The organism is Sphingobacterium sp. B16(2022) (genome assembly GCF_012030425.1).
Lineage (GTDB): Bacteria > Bacteroidota > Bacteroidia > Sphingobacteriales > Sphingobacteriaceae > Sphingobacterium > Sphingobacterium anhuiense.
This window is the reverse complement of the sequence record NZ_JAAUVN010000004.1, coordinates 341077-359110: the sequence shown is the minus strand read 5'-3', so window position 1 is coordinate 359110 and position 18034 is coordinate 341077. Positions and strand designations below refer to the sequence as shown.

Annotated in this window: 15 protein-coding genes; 8 read left to right on the top strand and 7 right to left on the bottom strand. The window is 35.7% G+C overall.

From position 1 onward, the window contains the following. Nucleotides 1–32: 32 nt before the first annotated feature. The gene (locus HCX49_RS19865) at nucleotides 33–728 is read left to right on the top strand and encodes a FadR/GntR family transcriptional regulator (RefSeq protein WP_168127964.1); all 696 of its coding nucleotides are present in this window, start codon (nucleotides 33–35) and stop codon (nucleotides 726–728) included. Here the strand turns inward: HCX49_RS19865 and xseB are convergent, their stop codons facing one another. Together xseB and xseA are read right to left on the bottom strand one after the other, a co-directional pair. Continuing rightward, nucleotides 729–944 carry an exodeoxyribonuclease VII small subunit gene (gene xseB / locus HCX49_RS19860; RefSeq protein WP_021190832.1) on the bottom strand — a complete coding sequence of 72 codons (216 nt, stop codon included), beginning with the start codon at nucleotides 942–944 and terminating at the stop codon, nucleotides 729–731. Next, nucleotides 934–2202 carry an exodeoxyribonuclease VII large subunit gene (gene xseA / locus HCX49_RS19855; protein ID WP_132771699.1) on the bottom strand — a complete coding sequence of 423 codons (1269 nt, stop codon included), beginning with the start codon at nucleotides 2200–2202 and terminating at the stop codon, nucleotides 934–936. The genes xseB and xseA overlap by 11 nt, the downstream gene beginning before the upstream one ends. Nucleotides 2203–2307: 105 nt before the next feature. Here xseA and HCX49_RS19850 point away from each other — a divergent pair, with 105 nt between their 5' ends. Further along, on the top strand, nucleotides 2308–4077 hold the full coding sequence (locus HCX49_RS19850) for a serine hydrolase domain-containing protein (RefSeq protein WP_237682857.1): 1770 nt from the start codon (nucleotides 2308–2310) through the stop codon (nucleotides 4075–4077). 5 nt (nucleotides 4078–4082) lie between these two features. Next, nucleotides 4083–5240 carry a dipeptidase gene (locus HCX49_RS19845; protein WP_168127963.1) on the top strand — a complete coding sequence of 386 codons (1158 nt, stop codon included), beginning with the start codon at nucleotides 4083–4085 and terminating at the stop codon, nucleotides 5238–5240. Here HCX49_RS19845 and HCX49_RS19840 read toward each other — a convergent pair. Genes HCX49_RS19840 through HCX49_RS19830 form a run of 3 tightly spaced genes read right to left on the bottom strand, consistent with a single transcriptional unit; the run spans nucleotide 5237 to nucleotide 6662 of the window. Beyond that, nucleotides 5237–5515 (bottom strand): DUF1294 domain-containing protein, encoded by a 279-nt coding sequence (locus HCX49_RS19840; protein WP_168127962.1) that lies wholly within the window; start codon nucleotides 5513–5515, stop codon nucleotides 5237–5239. The genes HCX49_RS19845 and HCX49_RS19840 overlap by 4 nt on opposite strands. 32 nt (nucleotides 5516–5547) lie before the next feature. Then, nucleotides 5548–6162 (bottom strand): hypothetical protein, encoded by a 615-nt coding sequence (locus tag HCX49_RS19835; RefSeq protein WP_168127961.1) that lies wholly within the window; start codon nucleotides 6160–6162, stop codon nucleotides 5548–5550. Next, nucleotides 6162–6662 (bottom strand): RNA polymerase sigma factor, encoded by a 501-nt coding sequence (locus HCX49_RS19830; RefSeq protein ID WP_132844881.1) that lies wholly within the window; start codon nucleotides 6660–6662, stop codon nucleotides 6162–6164. Before HCX49_RS19830 ends, HCX49_RS19835 begins: the two co-directional genes overlap by 1 nt. Before the next feature lie 97 nt (nucleotides 6663–6759). Between HCX49_RS19830 and radA the strand changes: the two genes are divergently transcribed. After that, nucleotides 6760–8145 carry a DNA repair protein RadA gene (gene radA, locus HCX49_RS19825; RefSeq protein ID WP_168127960.1) on the top strand — a complete coding sequence of 462 codons (1386 nt, stop codon included), beginning with the start codon at nucleotides 6760–6762 and terminating at the stop codon, nucleotides 8143–8145. 51 nt (nucleotides 8146–8196) lie between these two features. Here the strand turns inward: radA and HCX49_RS19820 are convergent, their stop codons facing one another. After that, entirely contained in the window at nucleotides 8197–8880 is a 684-nt protein-coding gene (locus tag HCX49_RS19820) for a peroxiredoxin family protein (protein WP_237682856.1), read from the bottom strand. 136 nt (nucleotides 8881–9016) lie between these two features. On the opposite strand from HCX49_RS19820, the gene HCX49_RS19815 reads away from it, so the two are divergent. Then, complete coding sequence (locus tag HCX49_RS19815) at nucleotides 9017–10168, top strand: methionine aminotransferase (protein WP_168127959.1); 1152 nt, start codon at nucleotides 9017–9019, stop codon at nucleotides 10166–10168. Between the two features lie 136 nt (nucleotides 10169–10304). Continuing rightward, nucleotides 10305–12224: a glucosamine-6-phosphate deaminase gene (gene nagB, locus HCX49_RS19810; protein WP_168127958.1), complete on the top strand. Its 1920-nt coding sequence runs from the start codon at nucleotides 10305–10307 to the stop codon at nucleotides 12222–12224. A 136-nt stretch (nucleotides 12225–12360) separates the two neighbouring features. On the opposite strand, the gene HCX49_RS19805 is transcribed toward nagB, so the two are convergent. Continuing rightward, nucleotides 12361–13257, bottom strand: coding sequence for a helix-turn-helix domain-containing protein (locus HCX49_RS19805; protein ID WP_168127957.1), 897 nt, complete (start codon nucleotides 13255–13257; stop codon nucleotides 12361–12363). A gap of 166 nt (nucleotides 13258–13423) precedes the next feature. On the opposite strand from HCX49_RS19805, the gene HCX49_RS19800 reads away from it, so the two are divergent. After that, entirely contained in the window at nucleotides 13424–16477 is a 3054-nt protein-coding gene (locus HCX49_RS19800; protein ID WP_168127956.1) for a SusC/RagA family TonB-linked outer membrane protein, read from the top strand. A 10-nt stretch (nucleotides 16478–16487) separates the two neighbouring features. Continuing rightward, the gene (locus tag HCX49_RS19795; protein WP_168127955.1) at nucleotides 16488–17999 is read left to right on the top strand and encodes a SusD/RagB family nutrient-binding outer membrane lipoprotein; all 1512 of its coding nucleotides are present in this window, start codon (nucleotides 16488–16490) and stop codon (nucleotides 17997–17999) included. Nucleotides 18000–18034 lie beyond the last annotated feature (35 nt).

Below are 18034 nucleotides of genomic sequence, written 5' to 3'. Positions count from 1 at the left end.
ATAGATGGTGAGAAATTATAATAAAAAGTCCGATGTTAGAGAAATTTGAGAGCATTGATACTTCAAGTTTAGTAGACAAAGTAGAAAATCATATTATTGATTTAATTAGAGCTCGTAATATTCAGATTGGAGAGTCATTGCCAAAGGAATTGGAGCTTTCTGAAAGTTTTGGTGTATCTAGAACTGTTATTAGAGAGGCTCTTTTACGGTTACGTATGATGGGGTTAATTGAGTCACGAAAAAATAAGGGAGCAGTTTTGACGAATCCTAACTTATTGACTCCTTTAAAAAAAGTTTTTCATCCGGCTATGCTGGATGATGATACGTTGAAAGATATTTTTGAAATGCGGCTCGCTTTGGAGGTCGGAATGGCGGAATTAATTTTTGACAGAGTAACGGCAACTGATATTGCTGAGCTGGAAGAAATTGTTGAAATGGAGATGAGAAATAGTGACGGACGATCATTCCTTATACAGGAAGAAGTCGCTTTTCATGGAAAGCTGTATAAGATTTCAGGCAATAAGATGCTCATGGAATTCCAGGAGATGTTACTGCCAATTTTTCAATATGTGCACGATGGTGGTTTATTGAATCAACAATTTTTTTCCAATGATTTTATTTCGCATAAGCAATTGATTGTATTGCTGAAAGAAGGAGATGTTTCCTCCTTTAGAGATGGGATGCGAAAACATCTCGATAATCATTATCATCGCTTATTGAAACACTAGTTATTCTTCTTCATTTTCGATAGGGGTCAGGTTCTTTAATAAAAGATTGACTTCTTCTTCAGTGGATGTTAACTGTGCTCTACAAATTTGAATCAATATTGATGCTCTTTTAATTTTTTCGGAAAGCGCATCAATATTTGTATTACCTGTTTCAATTTCCTGGACGATTTTTTCTAATTCTGTAAATGCGTCGGTATATGTATATTTATTTTCCATTTTTGTTAATTTTTTGAGTTACACTGATAATCTCACCATCCCAAACTTGCGTTGTCAATATATCGTTATTTTTAATCTGATCGACTGATACAAGAAGTTCTCCATTCACCTGTGTAATGGAATATCCTTTTTTTAGAAGTCTGACTGGATCTGCCAATTGGATCATTTTTTCAAGATGATCCAAGGTGGTAAATTTTTGACGGAAGATGTAGGCAATATTTATTTTTAAATCCTTTTCAAATGAGTTTAAATCGACTTTCGATTGCTGAATTGATCGCTGTGAAGACCATTTAATATCTGATGCAAGCGATTTTAATTTTTCATTTTCACCTTTAAAAATCGTTGTGGTGTTTTGCAGTATCCGCGTTGTCAGTTGATCTAAAGGAATGGCGAAATTATGAAATTTCTGAATTAGAAAATCTGCTAATTCACTTGGTGTGATGGCGTTTTTATAAGCAACCATCTCGCTCACAGTTAGATTGGTAGAATGTCCGATGCCAGTTAAAACGGGAAGTGGAAAGATTGCAATCGCTTTAGCCAATAAATAGTTATTGTAGCTGGAAAGGCCAACTTCCCCTCCGCCACCACGAATAATGGCAACCGCATCGTAAGCATCGGAGCGCTCTGCAATGACTGATAATTGTTTGATGATTGACGGAACGGACTTGTCCCCCTGTAATAAGGCGGGATAAAGGGTTTGTTCTATTTTATATCCCCAAGGGTTTTGATTGATAATTTTATAGAAATCGGATAAACCCTTACTAGTTTCGACAGAAATAATTGCTAGCCGCTTGGGTAAAGTGGGAAAAGGTAGATTTCTATTTAAATCAAAAATCCCATCTTCTTTTAGTTTATTGATACTATTTATTCTTTCTTTTTCTAGTTCTCCTAAAGTGAAAGTGGGATCGATATCGACAATTCGTAAACTTAAACCATACATCGGATCATAAGAAATACTAGCTTGAAATAACATAGTAATTCCTTCTCGCAAAGGTTCCTGCGCAATTTTGAGAAACTGCGTGTTGATTCTTTGGTAGTCTGCTTTCCATAAAATGGATCGGATCTCGGCCACAATCTTTCCTTCTGTCTTTTCGACAAGCTCCGGGTAGCAGTGTCCAGAATGAGAGTAATGGTTGAGTTTATTCATTTCTGCTTTGATCCAATACAAACTCTTATAACGCTCAGCAATAGTTTTTTGGATGCTACGCGTTACTTCTAACAATGAAAAAATGGTTCTGTTTTCTACTACCTCCGGCATATATCAAAGATAAGATTATTAAATGTAAATATTTTGATCATGCGTTTTTGTGCATGATTGTATTTCTTTTATTTGTACATTTACATATAAACCCTTTTTAAACAGATGATGATAAGTAGAATAAAACTTCTAATTTCAGGGATTTTTGCAGTAGGATTTCTCCAAATGAATCGTGTAAATGCGCAATATAAATCGACTATTAAAAATGAAACCGTTCTTTTTAATAATATCGACGCTGTACTTCCTTTAGGTAAATTGGACAAGTACACGATTACAGTTTGTACACAGGATTCTAGCTTATTCCGTGATTTTAATGATCAGATATCCCGTTATGCTGCTGTAACTTATGCAGGTTTGGGGAGTTTTGATGAACAAATTAAATATAGCAACCTTGTTATTGTGGCTGTTAAGGCTGAAGCATTAACATTTCCATTTATAGAACAGCTTGTTCAAGCAAAAATGAATAATAAGAAGATTATTCTTGCTGTGTTTGGAAAGGGGGATGTATTGTCTTTGCTGAATAATGTGAAAGTCCCAATTTTGTGGAATGATCATTTTTCTCGCGAAACGCAGAATAATGCAGCTATGACAATTTTCGGGGGGCTATCTGCTTTTAATAAACTACAGAAAACTTATTCCAGCAGTTTTATGAAAGGTATGGGTGAAGCGACTAGTCAGACTCGTATCCAATATGCAGTGCCCGCGAATGATGAGATCAACATCGATCGATTAAGTAAAAAAATTGATGAAATAGCAGCGGAAGCAATCGCTGAAAAGGCAACACCTGGTGCTGTGGTCATGGTCATTAAGAATGGTCAGGTCATATTTGAAAAAGGCTACGGATATCATACTTATAGTAAAAAAGAACCAACAACTATTCATAATATCTTTGACTTGGCTTCAGTAAGTAAAATTGCAGGTACTACTCCTGTAATTATGCGTTTGACCGAACAGGGGATTGTTGACTTAGATAAGCCTATCGGGGACTACCTTTGGCAGGCTAAGGCTACAAATAAAAGGGATATCCGATTAAAGAGTGTGATGTTACATGAAGCCGGATTTACGCCTTTTATTCCTTTTTATAGAAATTTGAAACCTGGCGATTTACAATCTTATGATTCACCGACTCATCATGTGAAAGTGGCTGATAGCTGTTATCTGGTCAATAATTATTACCGGGATGTCATGTGGCCTGAGATGTTATATTCAGAGGTGAAACCTGAAGGAAATTATGTATATAGTGATATCAGTATGTACGTGATGAAAGAGGTTGCGGAGCATCAAACTGCTATACCGATGCAAAAGTATGTGCAGGATAATTTCTATCGCCCATTAGGTATGAAGACCGCTGGTTATAACCCAAGGGATCGTTTTGCAAAACAGGATATTATTCCAACGGAGCAGGATACTTCCTTTAGAAAAGTGCTTTTGGAGGGATATGTTCATGATCAAGGAGCGGCAATGGCCGGCGGAGTGGCGGGGCATGCTGGTCTATTTGCTACTGCAAATGATTTGGCAATTTACGGACAGCTGCTATTAAATAGAGGTGAATATGGCGGAGAACGTTATTTTGAGACAAAGACAGTGGATCTGTTCACATCAAAACAATCCTTAACAAGTCGGAGAGGTTTAGGTTTTGACCGTTGGGATCCGAATCTGAAAAATGAGTATCCTTCAAAACTTTCAAATGCAACTGTTTATGGACATACGGGCTATACAGGTACTTGTATTTGGATTGATCCTGCTAATCAGCTGGTTTATATATTTCTGTCAAATCGTGTTCACCCTCAGGTTTCGACTAAATTATTTAACCTCAATATCAGAAGCAGGATTCAAGACGCTATTTATGAAGCCATAGCAGCAGGTAAAAAATAGTTCTTATGAAAAATTACATTTTACCATTGGCAATCGTGTTATCAGGGATTGAAATTGTGAAGGCACAGGATTATGAAACTATTCATCGAAAGATGATCGTTGTTGACGGCCATAATGATGTGATTATTACATCGGTCTTACCCGGTCTTGATATCAGTCAGCGGTTAAGGGTAAACCATACTGATATTCCAAGATTGATTGAAGGTGGTATCGATGTACAGGTTTTTGCGGTATGGTCGGATGATAAAAAATGGAAATCGGGAGCATTTAAACATGCTAATGATCAAATTGATGCTCTTGAAAAAGTGCTGAACAGAAACCCCGATAAGATTGAGCTTGCTAAAAATAGTGATGACATTGAGCGTATTACAAAAAATGAAAAAGTAGCAGCGCTTATCGGTATAGAAGGCGGAAATATGATAGAGGCTAATATTGATTATTTAGAAGCTCTTTATCATCGAGGGGCCCGGTACATGACGCTCACTTGGAATTATAATTTATCTTGGGCTACTGCGGCCGCTCAAGAGTTCAAAACGACATCACAGGATGGTAAGGGTTTATCATCCTTAGGTAAGGATATTGTTAGAAAAATGAATAAACTGGGCATGATGGTAGATCTATCACATGTTGGTGAAAAGACTTTTTATGATGTATTGGATGTCGCGACCAAACCGGTACTGGTGTCGCACAGTAATGCTTATAAATTAACTCCTCATTTCCGAAATTTAAAAGATGCCCAGTTGGAAGCTCTGAAGAAAAATGGGGGAGTGGTAGGTGTTAATTTTTACTCTGGTTTTCTGGATAAAAATTATGAAAAGCGTGTCAAAAAATTGTACAAGAAGCAATTTGGTCTTCAAGGCGATTATACCCTCTCTGCTTCTGATCAATATGGGATATTGTCTGTGGAAAATAAACATATTGCAGATGTGCCTTTGTCTTTACTCTTGGATCATATTGATTATCTGGTGCAAAAAATTGGTATTGATCATGTTGCCATCGGATCTGACTATGACGGTATAGAGTCAGCCCCTCGAGGATTAGAAGATGTAAGTAAATTACCGAATTTGACAAAGGCTTTACTGAAAAGGGGCTATAATCAGTCGGACCTTGAAAAGCTTATGGGATTAAACTTTTTAAGAATACTAAAAGAAAATGAAAACTAGATCAAATGATGATAATTCGCATATCCATAGACACCCCCTACCTGTAGAATAACAATAATAAAAAAGGGAAGCAGAAAGCTTCTCTTTTTTGTTTTATGGCGAAATAACTGCATGCCGAGAAATCCTCCTAAACTACCCCCAATGGCACAAAAACTTAGCAGTGTTTTCTCCGAGATTCTATTGGTTTTATTTATCGCTTTTCGTTTATCAAGATAAAAAAGCAAAAAAGTAAGAAGATTAACGAATACAAGATAGAAAATAATAGTCTGCTGCATAGTTTGTAAAGGTAATAATAGATTTCTTTTTTCTAAGATTCCTCTTCTAAGCGTGTTAACTCTTCGTAGTTATGATTCAATTTTTTGAGCAATTTGCCATAGATGAGATGATAATAGCCTTTTGCTAATTTTATGAAGACATAACCAAATGTAAAAGATAGAATTGATCCCAATATTAGAATAAATAATACCATGGACCAACTATGACTTTCATAAAATTCAGCTACTATATTATGTAGTAGAGAAATTATGATAACATAATTTATACACCATAAATTAAACTTAATGTAGTGATCTGCATTTTTTCGAACGGCCAATATTGCTTCCATTAAGGATTTTGTATTATTGGTATTTTTGATTTTTTTTAAAAGTTTGAAAAAGATATATATAAAGTAGAAGATGGCGATATAGGATATAATCTCATATGTCCAGTTCAATAATTCGAAAGCAAGAAACTCTTCCTTTTCAGATGGAAGTATAAATGAAAGTGTGATTCCCAGTAAGAGTTCGAGACAACAGATAATAAATATCCATTTAACAATGGATGTAGAACTCTTATGTAGAATAGCTTTGATTTCAGATTGATTGAGTTTCATGAAATTTTCGTTTTCCTTCCACTGTTTTTTAAATTGATCTAACTCATCCATTACAAAGCCCCTTTCTTTTTTAAAATCTCTTTCAATTTTGTTTTTGTTCTGTTCATTTTAACGCGAGCATTGACTTCGCTGATGCCAAGTGTCTCAGCGATTTCTGTATAATCCCTATCTTCTAGATAAAGGTATATGAGTGCTTTTTCAATATCATTCAAATGGTGGATCGCTTCATATAAATATTGGAGCTGATCATCTTTTTCTGGATCGTATTCCTCGTATGATATTTTTTCTAAATTTTGGTCCCAGGGAATAATTGGTAAAGTCCTTTTTTTGTTTCTAAATAGGGATATCGCTGTATTTAGCCCAATTCGATATGCCCAGGTGCTAAATTTTGCCTCGCCTCGGAATTTAGGATAAGAATGCCAAAGCTGAATCGTTATTTCTTGAAAAAGATCTTTATGCATATCCTCTTGATCCGTATATATTTTACAGATTTTATGTACGATATTTTGATTTTTTTCTAAAAGGATGATAAACTCCTGTTCCAAATTCATATTCGATAAGTCGATAACTTCTGATTCTTGTTACAAAATATTGTAAGATTTTTTAATAACCTAAATGTTGCCGTTTAAAAAGTGGTAAATTCGTACAATGGCAAAGACAAAATCAGCATATTTCTGTCAAAGTTGTGGATTTGAATCCGCAAAATGGCTTGGGCAATGTCCTTCATGTAAGCAATGGAATTCTCTAGTAGAAGAAGTGGTAGAGAAATCAGGATCTAAAGTCCCTGAATGGCGCAGTACATCGGTCACATCGTCACCCAAGCGCGCAAATAAAGCAGCTGTTATTCATGAAATTGTGTATCAGGATGAATCACGTATCCTGACACCCGATCAGGAGTTTAACCGTGTTTTGGGGGGAGGGATTGTTCCAGGCTCTTTGGTTTTAATCGGTGGAGAACCGGGTATTGGAAAGTCTACGCTTATGTTGCAGTTGGCATTATCCATTCCGCTGGTAAAGACCCTTTATATTTCAGGAGAAGAGAGTGAGCAACAGATTAAAATGCGAGCGGAACGGTTGTCGCAATCATCTAATGCGAATTGTTATATCTTAACAGAAACGTCTACACAAAATATTTTTAAACAGATAGAAGTTGTGCAACCCAATGTAATCGTGATCGATTCCATTCAGACCCTGCATTCGTCGCAGATAGAATCTGCGCCGGGTTCTGTGTCTCAGGTTCGGGAATGTACAGCAGAGTTGTTGCGGTTTGCCAAAGAAACGAGTACTCCAGTTTTAATTGTTGGTCATATTACTAAAGATGGATCTATTGCAGGACCTAAAGTTTTGGAGCATATGGTCGATACTGTTTTACAGTTTGAGGGCGATCGGCATCACGTTTATCGTATCTTGAGAGCTGTGAAGAATCGGTTTGGTTCGGCTTCAGAGCTGGGTATCTATGAAATGCAGGGTTCAGGTCTGAGAGAGGTTTCAAATCCCTCTGAAATTATGATTTCGCAACGCGATGCTCCGGTTAGTGGGGTGTCTATCGCAGCAATGCTGGAGGGAGCACGTCCTATGATGATTGAGGTGCAGGCCTTAGTTAGTAATTCTGCTTTTGGAAATCCACAACGTACATCCACTGGATTTGATACTAAAAGATTAAGTATGTTACTTGCTGTATTGGAGAAACGTTTTGGTTTTAGATTGAGTGCGCAAGATGTCTTCTTAAATATTGCAGGAGGACTAAGAGTGGAAGATCCTGCTATAGATTTAGCAGTCATCGTCGCTATTATTTCTTCACAACAGGATATTGCTGTAAAAACAAACATCACTTTTGCTGGTGAGGTCGGGCTATCTGGAGAAATTCGTGCTGTAAATCGAATTGAGCAACGCATCGCTGAAGCTGAGAAATTAGGTTTTGAAGGAATCTTTATTTCTAAGTTTAATACAAAGGGATTAGATCCTAAAAAGTATAATATCGCTATTCGTCCGGTTGCAACTCTAGAGGATGTATTCCGAGCTCTGTTTGGTTAACATGAGCTATAAATAGAAAAGGGAACGACTATTAATCGTTCCCTTTTCTATTTATTTTAATACTTCTTTGAGTTTCTTATTCAAGTCCTCGCCATGTATATTTCTGGCTATGATTTTTCCAGAAGGATCAATCAGCACATTTTGTGGGATAGCTTTGACGCCGTATAATGTTCCCACATCATTTTGCCAACGCTTTAGGTCCGAAACATGTTTCCAATGTAACTTATCGGTATGAATGGCCTTTATCCAAGAGTTTTTGTCTCTATCAAAAGAAATTCCTAATATTTCGAAGTTTTTATCTTTAAAGGTCGCATAGGTTTTGACTAAGTCAGGACTTTGCACCCGACAATCTGGACACCAAGAAGCCCAAAAATCCAAGAGCACAAACTTCCCTCTGAAATCGGTTAATTTAATAGGATTTCCCGTGGTATCATTTTGCGTAAACTCGGGAGCTTGTTTTCCGATTTCGACTCTCGAAAGTGCTTCAAGATAAGTTTTAAATTCCTGACCTTCTTGTGAATTTTTAACGTTTGTGCCTAAGGTGTTGTATAAGATTTGTAATTCTTGATATTCTGGCGTATAGCCACCAACTCTTCGTAAATCTACCAATGTAGAAATAGAATCTGGATTGGCTTTTACACGAGCGATATAATCCTCTTTAGTTAACTCTTTCTTCTGTGCTGCTGCTATAAGGGGTAAGCAAAATAAGAAGTATATAAAAAATTTTTTCATCATTATTTGAGCATTTTTATTACAAATATAATATAATCTATCGCTTAGGTAGATTATATTTGTTTTTTATACATTCTTTTTACAATTGATTGCGAACTTTTCCAAAATATTATCTTAGCATTTCTTTATTCAGACTATTATGAATTCAACCTTTCAATCTAAGCTTCCACGTGTGGGAACAACAATTTTCAGTAAAATGTCTGCGCTCGCGCAACAGTATGGTGCACTAAACCTGGCACAGGGTTTTCCTGATTATGATACTGATCCACATTTAATCAATCTTGTAAAGGATTATATGAACGATGGGTTTAATCAATACGCATTAATGCCGGGAGCCTTATCCTTACGTGAAAAAATAGCCTTGAAAGTTATGAATACCCATCAGATAGAGGTCGACGTTCAGGATGAAATTACTGTAACAGCGGGAGGGACTCAAGCTATTTTCACTGCTATAGCTACAGTTGTTCATAAAGATGATGAGGTCATTATATTTGAACCAGCATATGATTGTTATGCCCCAACTGTTGAATTATTTGGAGGAAAGGTTATACCTGTTGTTCTTTTGGCACCTGATTTTACTATTGACTGGGATTATGTCAAAAGTCTAGTGAATGCCAGAACGAAACTGATTATTATTAACAACCCTAATAATCCAACTGGTCGACAACTGGAACAGGTTGATATCGAAGCATTAGCTCAGATTGTAGCGTCGTCGCAAGTATTTGTATTGAGCGACGAAGTGTATGAACACCTCGTATATGATGGCAGAAAGCCCTATTCTTTATTAGCGCATACCTTGCTAAGGCAAAGAAGCTTTGTCATTGCATCTTTTGGAAAACTACTCCATGTAACTGGCTGGAAGGTGGGATACTGTATAGCACCCCTTGAATTAACGAGAGAATTTCGAAAGATCCATCAATACAATGTCTTTAGTGTCAATGGAGCAGTTCAAATGGCTATTGCCGAGTATCTGGAAGATTCACAAAGTTATTTAGGTTTAGGAGATTTCTTTGAACAGAAGAGAAACTTCCTGATTGCTGGAATATCATCTTCCAAATTTACCGTATTACCGAGCAACGGAACTTATTTTTTGAATGTTGATTACAGTTCAATTTCGGAGGAACAAGACCTCTTATTTGCTGAACGTATGATCGTCGAAAATAAGATCGGATTAATTCCGATTTCAGCGTTTTATACGGCAGATCCAAATCAGTATATTTTGCGAATTTGTTTTGCTAAAAGATCTGCAACGCTCATTGAAGCCATTGATTTACTTAATAATATTAGATAATACTTCAAATAAACGTTTTAGCAATCGTGTGCATTTGCATTTTTGCTATAAACGATTTAAAATCTTATAAAATATGGTGAATAAGCTACAATATTTTATAAATTTGTAATTCACCCTATCAATACTAATTCTAATAATGGCTAGATTAAATTTATTGGAAGAAACACGCTTTGAAAAAGTTCCTGTAAGTGTGTATCCTGATCCAAGCACAGCTTCCAAAGTTGTTGCAAAGCGTATTGCGGACATCATTCGCAAAAAGCAAGAGAATGGCGAAAATGCAATTTTAGGTCTTGCTACTGGTGCAACACCCATTAAAGTTTACGCTGAATTAATCCGTTTACATAAAGAAGAAGGTTTAAGTTTCAAAAATGTCATCACGTTTAACTTGGATGAATATTATCCGATGCAGCCAGATGCCGCACAGAGTTATGTGACATTCATGAATAAAAATCTATTTGATCATGTCGATATTGAAAGAACAAATGTTAATATTCCTGACGGAACATTAGCAGTAGATGCGATCAATGCCGCTTGTGAAGCTTATGAGCAAAAAATTACTGACTTAGGTGGTTTAGATATTCAAATTTTAGGAATTGGTCGTACAGGTCATATCGGTTTCAATGAGCCGGGATCTGCTCCTAATTCGGGTACACGTGTTGTCACATTAGATGATTTGACACGTCGTGATGCTTCTCGTGATTTTGGTGGTAAAGAAAATGTACCTCGTAAAGCAATTACGATGGGTGTCGGTACTATTTTTAAAGCTCGAGAGATCATTTTGATGGCCTGGAGTGGTAATAAAGCTGAAATCATTAAGAAAGCTGTAGAAGGTGAAATCTCATCAGAGATTCCAGCGACTTATTTGCAACTGTCTGATAATGTAGAATTCATTTTAGATACAGAATCAGCTTCATTATTAACGAGATTTGATTTGCCTTGGTTGGCTGAAGATATTGAATGGACACCTGTTTTAATTAAAAAAGCAGTTGTTTGGTTGTCTTTAGAAATTAAGAAGCCTATTCTGAAACTGACAGAAGAAGATTATAATAATCATGGTATGGCTAAGTTGGTAACCCAATCAGGTCCTGCTTACAATATCAATATCCGTATTTTTAATGAATTGCAACATACCATTACTGGCTGGCCAGGTGGTAAACCAAATGTTGATGATTCACAAAGACCTGAGCGTGCTAATCCAGCTAAGAAAACTTCAATTGTATTCTCTCCGCACCCTGATGATGATGTAATCTCTATGGGTGGTACATTTATTCGTTTAGCAGATCAAGGACATGATGTACATGTTGCTTATCAAACGTGTGGTAATACAGCTGTTTGGGATGATGATGTTATCCGCTATTTAGAATTTGCAGAAGATTTTGCAAAAGAGATGGGAATTGATGCATCAAAAATTTCAACGTTATATAAAGAAAGCCGTGAGATTTTTGAAACTAAAAAACCAAACCAGATCGATACAGAGATTGTTCGTAAGATCAAAGCATTAATCCGTAAAGGAGAAGCTATCGCTGGCGCTCGTTTTGTTGGTTTACCAGATGCAAATATCCATTTCCAAGACTTACCTTTTTACGACAGACAGAAATTCTCAAAAGATGTTTCTTTCGAAGATGATATCCAACAAACAATGGAATTATTACGTCAGGTAAAGCCACATCAGGTATTTGCTGCAGGTGATTTTGCAGATCCACATGGAACACACAAAGTATGTTTTAATATTTTGTTTGAAGCATTAAGACGTTTAAAAGCGACTGATGAGTGGACTAAAGATTGTTGGTTATGGTTGTACCGTGGAGCGTGGCATGAATACCCAATTCATGAAATTGAAATGGCTGTTCCATTATCGCCACAAGAGGTATACCGCAAGCGTTTGGCTATCTTTAAGCACCAATCACAGAAAGATCTTCCAGTTTTCCCTGGGGATGATCCTCGTGAATTCTGGGTACGTGCAGAAGATCGTACCAGCGAAACTGCAGAATTATATGATCAATTGGGATTAGCTAATTACGAGGCAATCGAAGCTTTCGTAAGATGGGAATTCTAATTATATTAAATAACTAATAAAAGGCTCTCCGTTTTAGGAGAGCCTTTTTTGTTCTATTACTGACCATTTGAATTATCGCATTTTTAAGGAAATAATGATATGTTATTGTATTCTATATGGTTTAAACAATTTTGCATTAAATATAAATCATCGCAATATCTTTAATTGCGAGATAATTGTCTATGAAAACTGCAAATAAATATCTTAATGCGTTTGGTGTATATCCAAAAAATTTCTTAAAAGCTGTAGTAAAATGAGTCGCATGTCTATAACCCAACTGCTGACTAATTGAGCTTACCTTGACATCTTTTTCTTTAAGCATCAGTTTCGCCTTATTCATTTTACAATCAACTATAAAATTGAATACTGTCATTCCATAAAATTGCTTAAAATGTTTTTTAAGGTATTGTTCATTAGTTCCGACAATTCTGGCCAATTGAGAGATCGTGAAATTCTGACTCAAATTGGACTCGATCAATCCTTTAGCGGTCTTTATCTTTTCCATATCAATATCTCTCAATCTTGTACTTTCTGTTTTTGTAGATAATTCTAAGTAGGCGACCAATTTGCAGAATATGTTTAGAGATGTCCCTTTATAGAATGTAGATAGGAGAGACTCTGGAAGTTGCGTATGAATAAGACCTAGAGCATTGCTATGAATGGATGGGACACGAAAACATCTCAATGTTGATGAAGATTGAAAGAGTTTTTCTATCTTTTCTTGATTACCAAGTTCAATTTCACTGTGCTTTAGAAACCCAGCCTTAAATGTCAGTATACAAATTTTTGCTTTCTCATTTTTTGCGATCAGAAAGAGATCCAAACCTTGTGAATAATAAAAGCAAGAATGTTTTTCTTTAAGCTCAATCTCTTGTTGGTCCAAAATTATAGTGCTGGTTTTAGCCATAGAAATAATGAGAACCGAACTGGTGTCATCAATTTTGAGACGAGAAAATTCATCATTTAAAGCTAAAAGCTTTACTTCATAATCTATGTTATTGTATAAGGAGATGTTTCTATCCTCTTGATTCATATTGTGCTTATTATTATAGTTGCCACTTAATTTCGGATTGTTAAGCTTGTTTTTCGGATCTCGTCACTCCACTATTTATAATTAATCTAATTTTGCACTCAGTTATTTAGACTGGTTCTAAAGACAAAGATATAAATTTTTACATGTATTAACTAAAAAGTGAAGGATGATAAAAAATTACTTTTCAATTTTACTGCTATTGCTGCTGGCCACATATTCTTTGGATTTGTTGGGACAGACTCATGTTACATTAGCTGGACGTGTTTTAGAACAAGAAAGTGACGAGCCTATTAGGGGCGTTTCTGTTTCTGTAAAAGGGAATGAACGTTCAGGAAGTGTGATAACAGGTTCCCAAGGTAGCTTTAGGATTCAGGCACATCAGGGACAAAAATTAATTGTTTCCCACTTAGGATATTTGCCGACCGAAATTTTTATTGATAAAGATTGGTCAGATCGTGTTATTTACCTAGCAAAAGATAACAAACAACTCTCAGAAGTAGTTGTGACAGGAGCACTTGGTATTAAAAGACAGTCCAGAGAGCTTGGCACTTCTGCTCAGTCTGTCAGTAATGAAGAGCTTAATCTAGGTAAAGTTGTAAACCCATTACTTGCTTTGTCTAGTAAAGTTGCCGGGTTGCGTATCAATGCAACAGATCTAACAACTGGTAAAACTGATCCAGGAATTCAGATCAGATTAAGAGGTACACGGTCTTTAAACAGATCTAAAAATGATCCTTTATATGTTGTAGATGGAGTTCCTTTACCAGATATAACACGTGTTAACCCAAATGATATACAGGATATTACTGTTCTTAAGGGTGCAAATGCTGCGGCACTTTATGGCTCTGAAGGTGTAAATGGTGCTATTATGATCACGACAAAATCTGGAAAATCAGATCGAGGTCAAATTAATTTTAGCAATAGCACAACTTTTTCTAATGTATTTTTATTACCTCCGGCACAAGTGGAATTTGGACAAGGACAGAATGGGATTTACAGTCCAGTAGCTAATGAATCTTGGGGTGATAAGTTTAATGGAGAAGAGAGAGACTTTGGTCTTCCAATCAATGGTGTACAACCGACTAAGCGATATGAAGCTCCAAGTAAAGATAATCGTTTAGGATTTTTTGATACAGGTATAACGACCCAAAACGACATATCGTTTTCGGGTGGAGATACTGAAAGCTCATATTTTATGTCCTTACAGGATGTTCGTATTAAGGGAATTATTCCAGGAGATAAATCCAGTCGTACTGGAGCACGATTTAACGGTTCTCGTCGTTTTAACAAACTAAATACTTCATTTAATGTGAACTATGTTTTTTTCAAGAACAATACTACGAGCGACGGACCTTGGCTTTCTGTTTATACTCAGCCAGCAAATATTGACTATAAAGACGCTAGAAATTGGCAAAATCCAAGTTCCCCAAATCATCCTTTAAATTGGTATAATCCTGTTGCAAGTACGAGAAACCCAATCTTCATGGCTGATAACAACAGAAATACATCCGATCAACATACCTTAAATTCAAAATTAGAGTTTAATTATGAATTTGCAGATTGGTTTGATGCGACTTATAGAACAGGCCTTTATTTCCAATCTGAGCCAGGTCGTATAACAAATCGGAAATTAACATCTAGCGTAGCAACAAGGAATATCAATGGATCTGTTAATGATACTCATTCCGGATTTACAAGATTTAATAATGACTTGATTTTAAATTTCCATAAGGATTTTGGTGATTTCACTACTAAATTACTAGTAGGTCAAAATGTCAGAATGGATGAAGGAAAACAAATAAATGTAAGTGCATCAAACTTATTATTTGAAGATATTTTTAATCAAGGATCTAGAACAGGAGAGTTGACAGGAGGCTCTACAATAACAAAATACCGATCATTGGCTACATATGGAGAGTTTACTGCAGGTTATAAAAATTATTTGTTTTTGACTTTGACTGGTAGAAATGATAAAGTTTCTGTGTTAGACCCCAATAATAATAGTTACTTCTCGCCAGGTATAAGTTCTTCCTTTGTATTTACAGATGCAATTGAAAGTCTGAAAAATAACAGCGTATTAAATTATGGACGTGTTTATTCATCTTATAATAAGACTGGGAATGTTACATTGGATCCTTACAGATTAAATTTAACATATAGTCAGACAGCAGGATTTCCGTATGGAAGTTTGGTTGGATTTACACCCTCTCTATCAGAACCCAATTTATTAATTAAGCCCGAATTTGTAAAATCTTATGAGGTAGGTCTTCAGCTGGGATTCTTTAATAATAGATTGAGTACAGATATTGCTTATGCACATTCAGATTCTGATGGACAGATTTTTAATGCCGGGATATCAAGTGCAACGGGATTTAACTCTACAATAGTCAATGCAGGACGGATGATCAATAAAACGCTCGAAGTTATGATCAATGGAACTGTAATTAAAAATGATAAAGTGAAGTTGGATTTGGGTTTTAACTTCAGTTATACAGACACTAAAGCTAAAGACCTATTTGCAGGAGATGAATTTAACATCTTTAGACAGGCTTATGCGCTTAAAGATCATCAATATCCGACGCTTAGAATGACAGATTTCTTAAAAGAAGGAGGTAAAATAGTACTAGATAAAGATGGTAATGTTATTCCTTCAGAAGAAGAAGTTGTATTGGGTACAATGGTTCCTCCATACCTTTTTGGTTTTTCAACAAAACTCTCCTATCAGTCCTTTACATTAGGTTTTCAAATAGACTCAAGATTAGGAAGCTGGATGTACTCAGAAGTATTTCCAAGAATGTATGCCGCAGGAACACATATTGAGACTGTGAAATATGATAGACAACCGTTTATTATGCCAAATTCGATGGTTCGACTTACGGATGGAAGTGTTGTAGAGAATACCGATGTATATTCTAAAGGAGACAAAGCTTGGTGGACCGCTTATGGAAATATTCAGACAACTACTGCTGCAAAAGCAGACTTTTTAAAATTAAGAGAACTTTATGTTGGATATGAATTGCCGGCAAAGTTTTTGGCCGGACAGAAATTGTTTAAAAAAGCAAGCATAGGTTTTGTTGGCAATAATTTGTTCATTATTAGACATTCTTCCAATAAAATTGGTGATCCCGAAGCCCTGTACAATCAAACGGATGGTTATGCGAGTTTCAGACAAATCCCAACCTCAAGGTCAATGGGCTTCAATATTAATATGACTTTTTAAAAATACCGTAATGAAATACAATATTAGAAAAATAGGATTAATGAGTTTTGCATTTTTCACATTGACTTCTTGCAAAGATTTTTTAGATGTAAATGTTAACCCCAATTCCCCAATAAAGGAAAATTTAAGTTTGAATGCTAAACTTCCTGCAGCATTGGTGACATCAGCGGCATATGAAGCTACTCAATTAAACCAGATAGGAGGTCTTTGGGGAGGATATTGGGGTACTTCAAATGAAGGAATTAATTCTTTTGGAGCTCTCAAGATATATAATGGCCCAGGAATTAGAGATACTCGTGATGGATTGGCTGTTTGGGAATCGACTTATAATAATTTGTTTTATTATAAAGAAATATTAGAACAGGCGGAAATAGAAGATGCTAAATTTTATTCAGGAATAGCAAAGATTATGATGGGATACCATTTTTTTATACTTGTTGATTTCTATAATAATGTGCCTTATGAGGACGCCCTAAAAGGGTCTAAGATTTTGCACCCAAGTTATGAGTCCGGAAAAGATGTATATAAAAAATCTGTAGATCTGATTACTCAAGGTATAGAAGAAATTAAAGTTGCCTCTTTGCTTCCTGCAAATGATGATGTTGTATTCAAAGGAAATAAAACGAAATGGGCAAAATTTGGAAATACGTTGAAATTAAGAGCATTGTTAAGACAGTCTGAAGTTTCGAGTCAAGCATCTTATATTACAGAGGAAATTGCTAAAATTACAAAAGAAGGTTCTGGCTTTTTAGAAGAAGATGCTAGTGTAAACCCAGGTTTTTTGAATACAGCATCTAAGATTAATCCATTCTACGAAACCTACTATCGTAATAATTCTGGAGTAGCTGTAGCTAATTATGCTAATATACGTCCTACTCAGTATCTTATTGGAAAATATAAAGAATTTAATGACCCGAGATTGGCTCAAAATTATGTGAGTATAAACGGAGACTTTAAAGGGGTTATTTTGGGAGAAAATATGATAAAAGATGAGTATGCAGCAGTTAATACTTCGTCTTTAAAAGGACCAAATGAGAATGGAAACCAACCAGCAGGAATAATTAAATCTTTCAATCAATCTATTGTTTTAATATCATTAGCAGAATCTAATTTCTTGCGAGCAGAAGCAGTTGAAAGAGATTGGATAACAGGTATAGCAAGTCAATTATATCAAAGTGGGATACAAGCATCATTTAATTATTTGTTCAATGTTAATAATTATAATGTACAATCTTATATCAACCAGACTAATGTGAACTATGCGACTGCAACGAATAAGATTGAGCGTATCATCACACAGAAATGGTTAGCTCTAAATAATATTAATAACATTCAGTCATGGAATGATTTTAGAAGACTCGGATACCCTAACTTTCCTAACTCTGTGTCTTCTCCAGTGCCTAATGGGTATCCATTGCGGTTTATGTATCCTGAAACAGAAATCAATACGAATAACCAAAATGTGGTAAGCCAGGGTGATAATGGAGTTTTAACCAATAGAGTATGGTGGGATGCTAATTGAGTTCTTTTGTTACAGAATCTTAATGAAACAAAAGA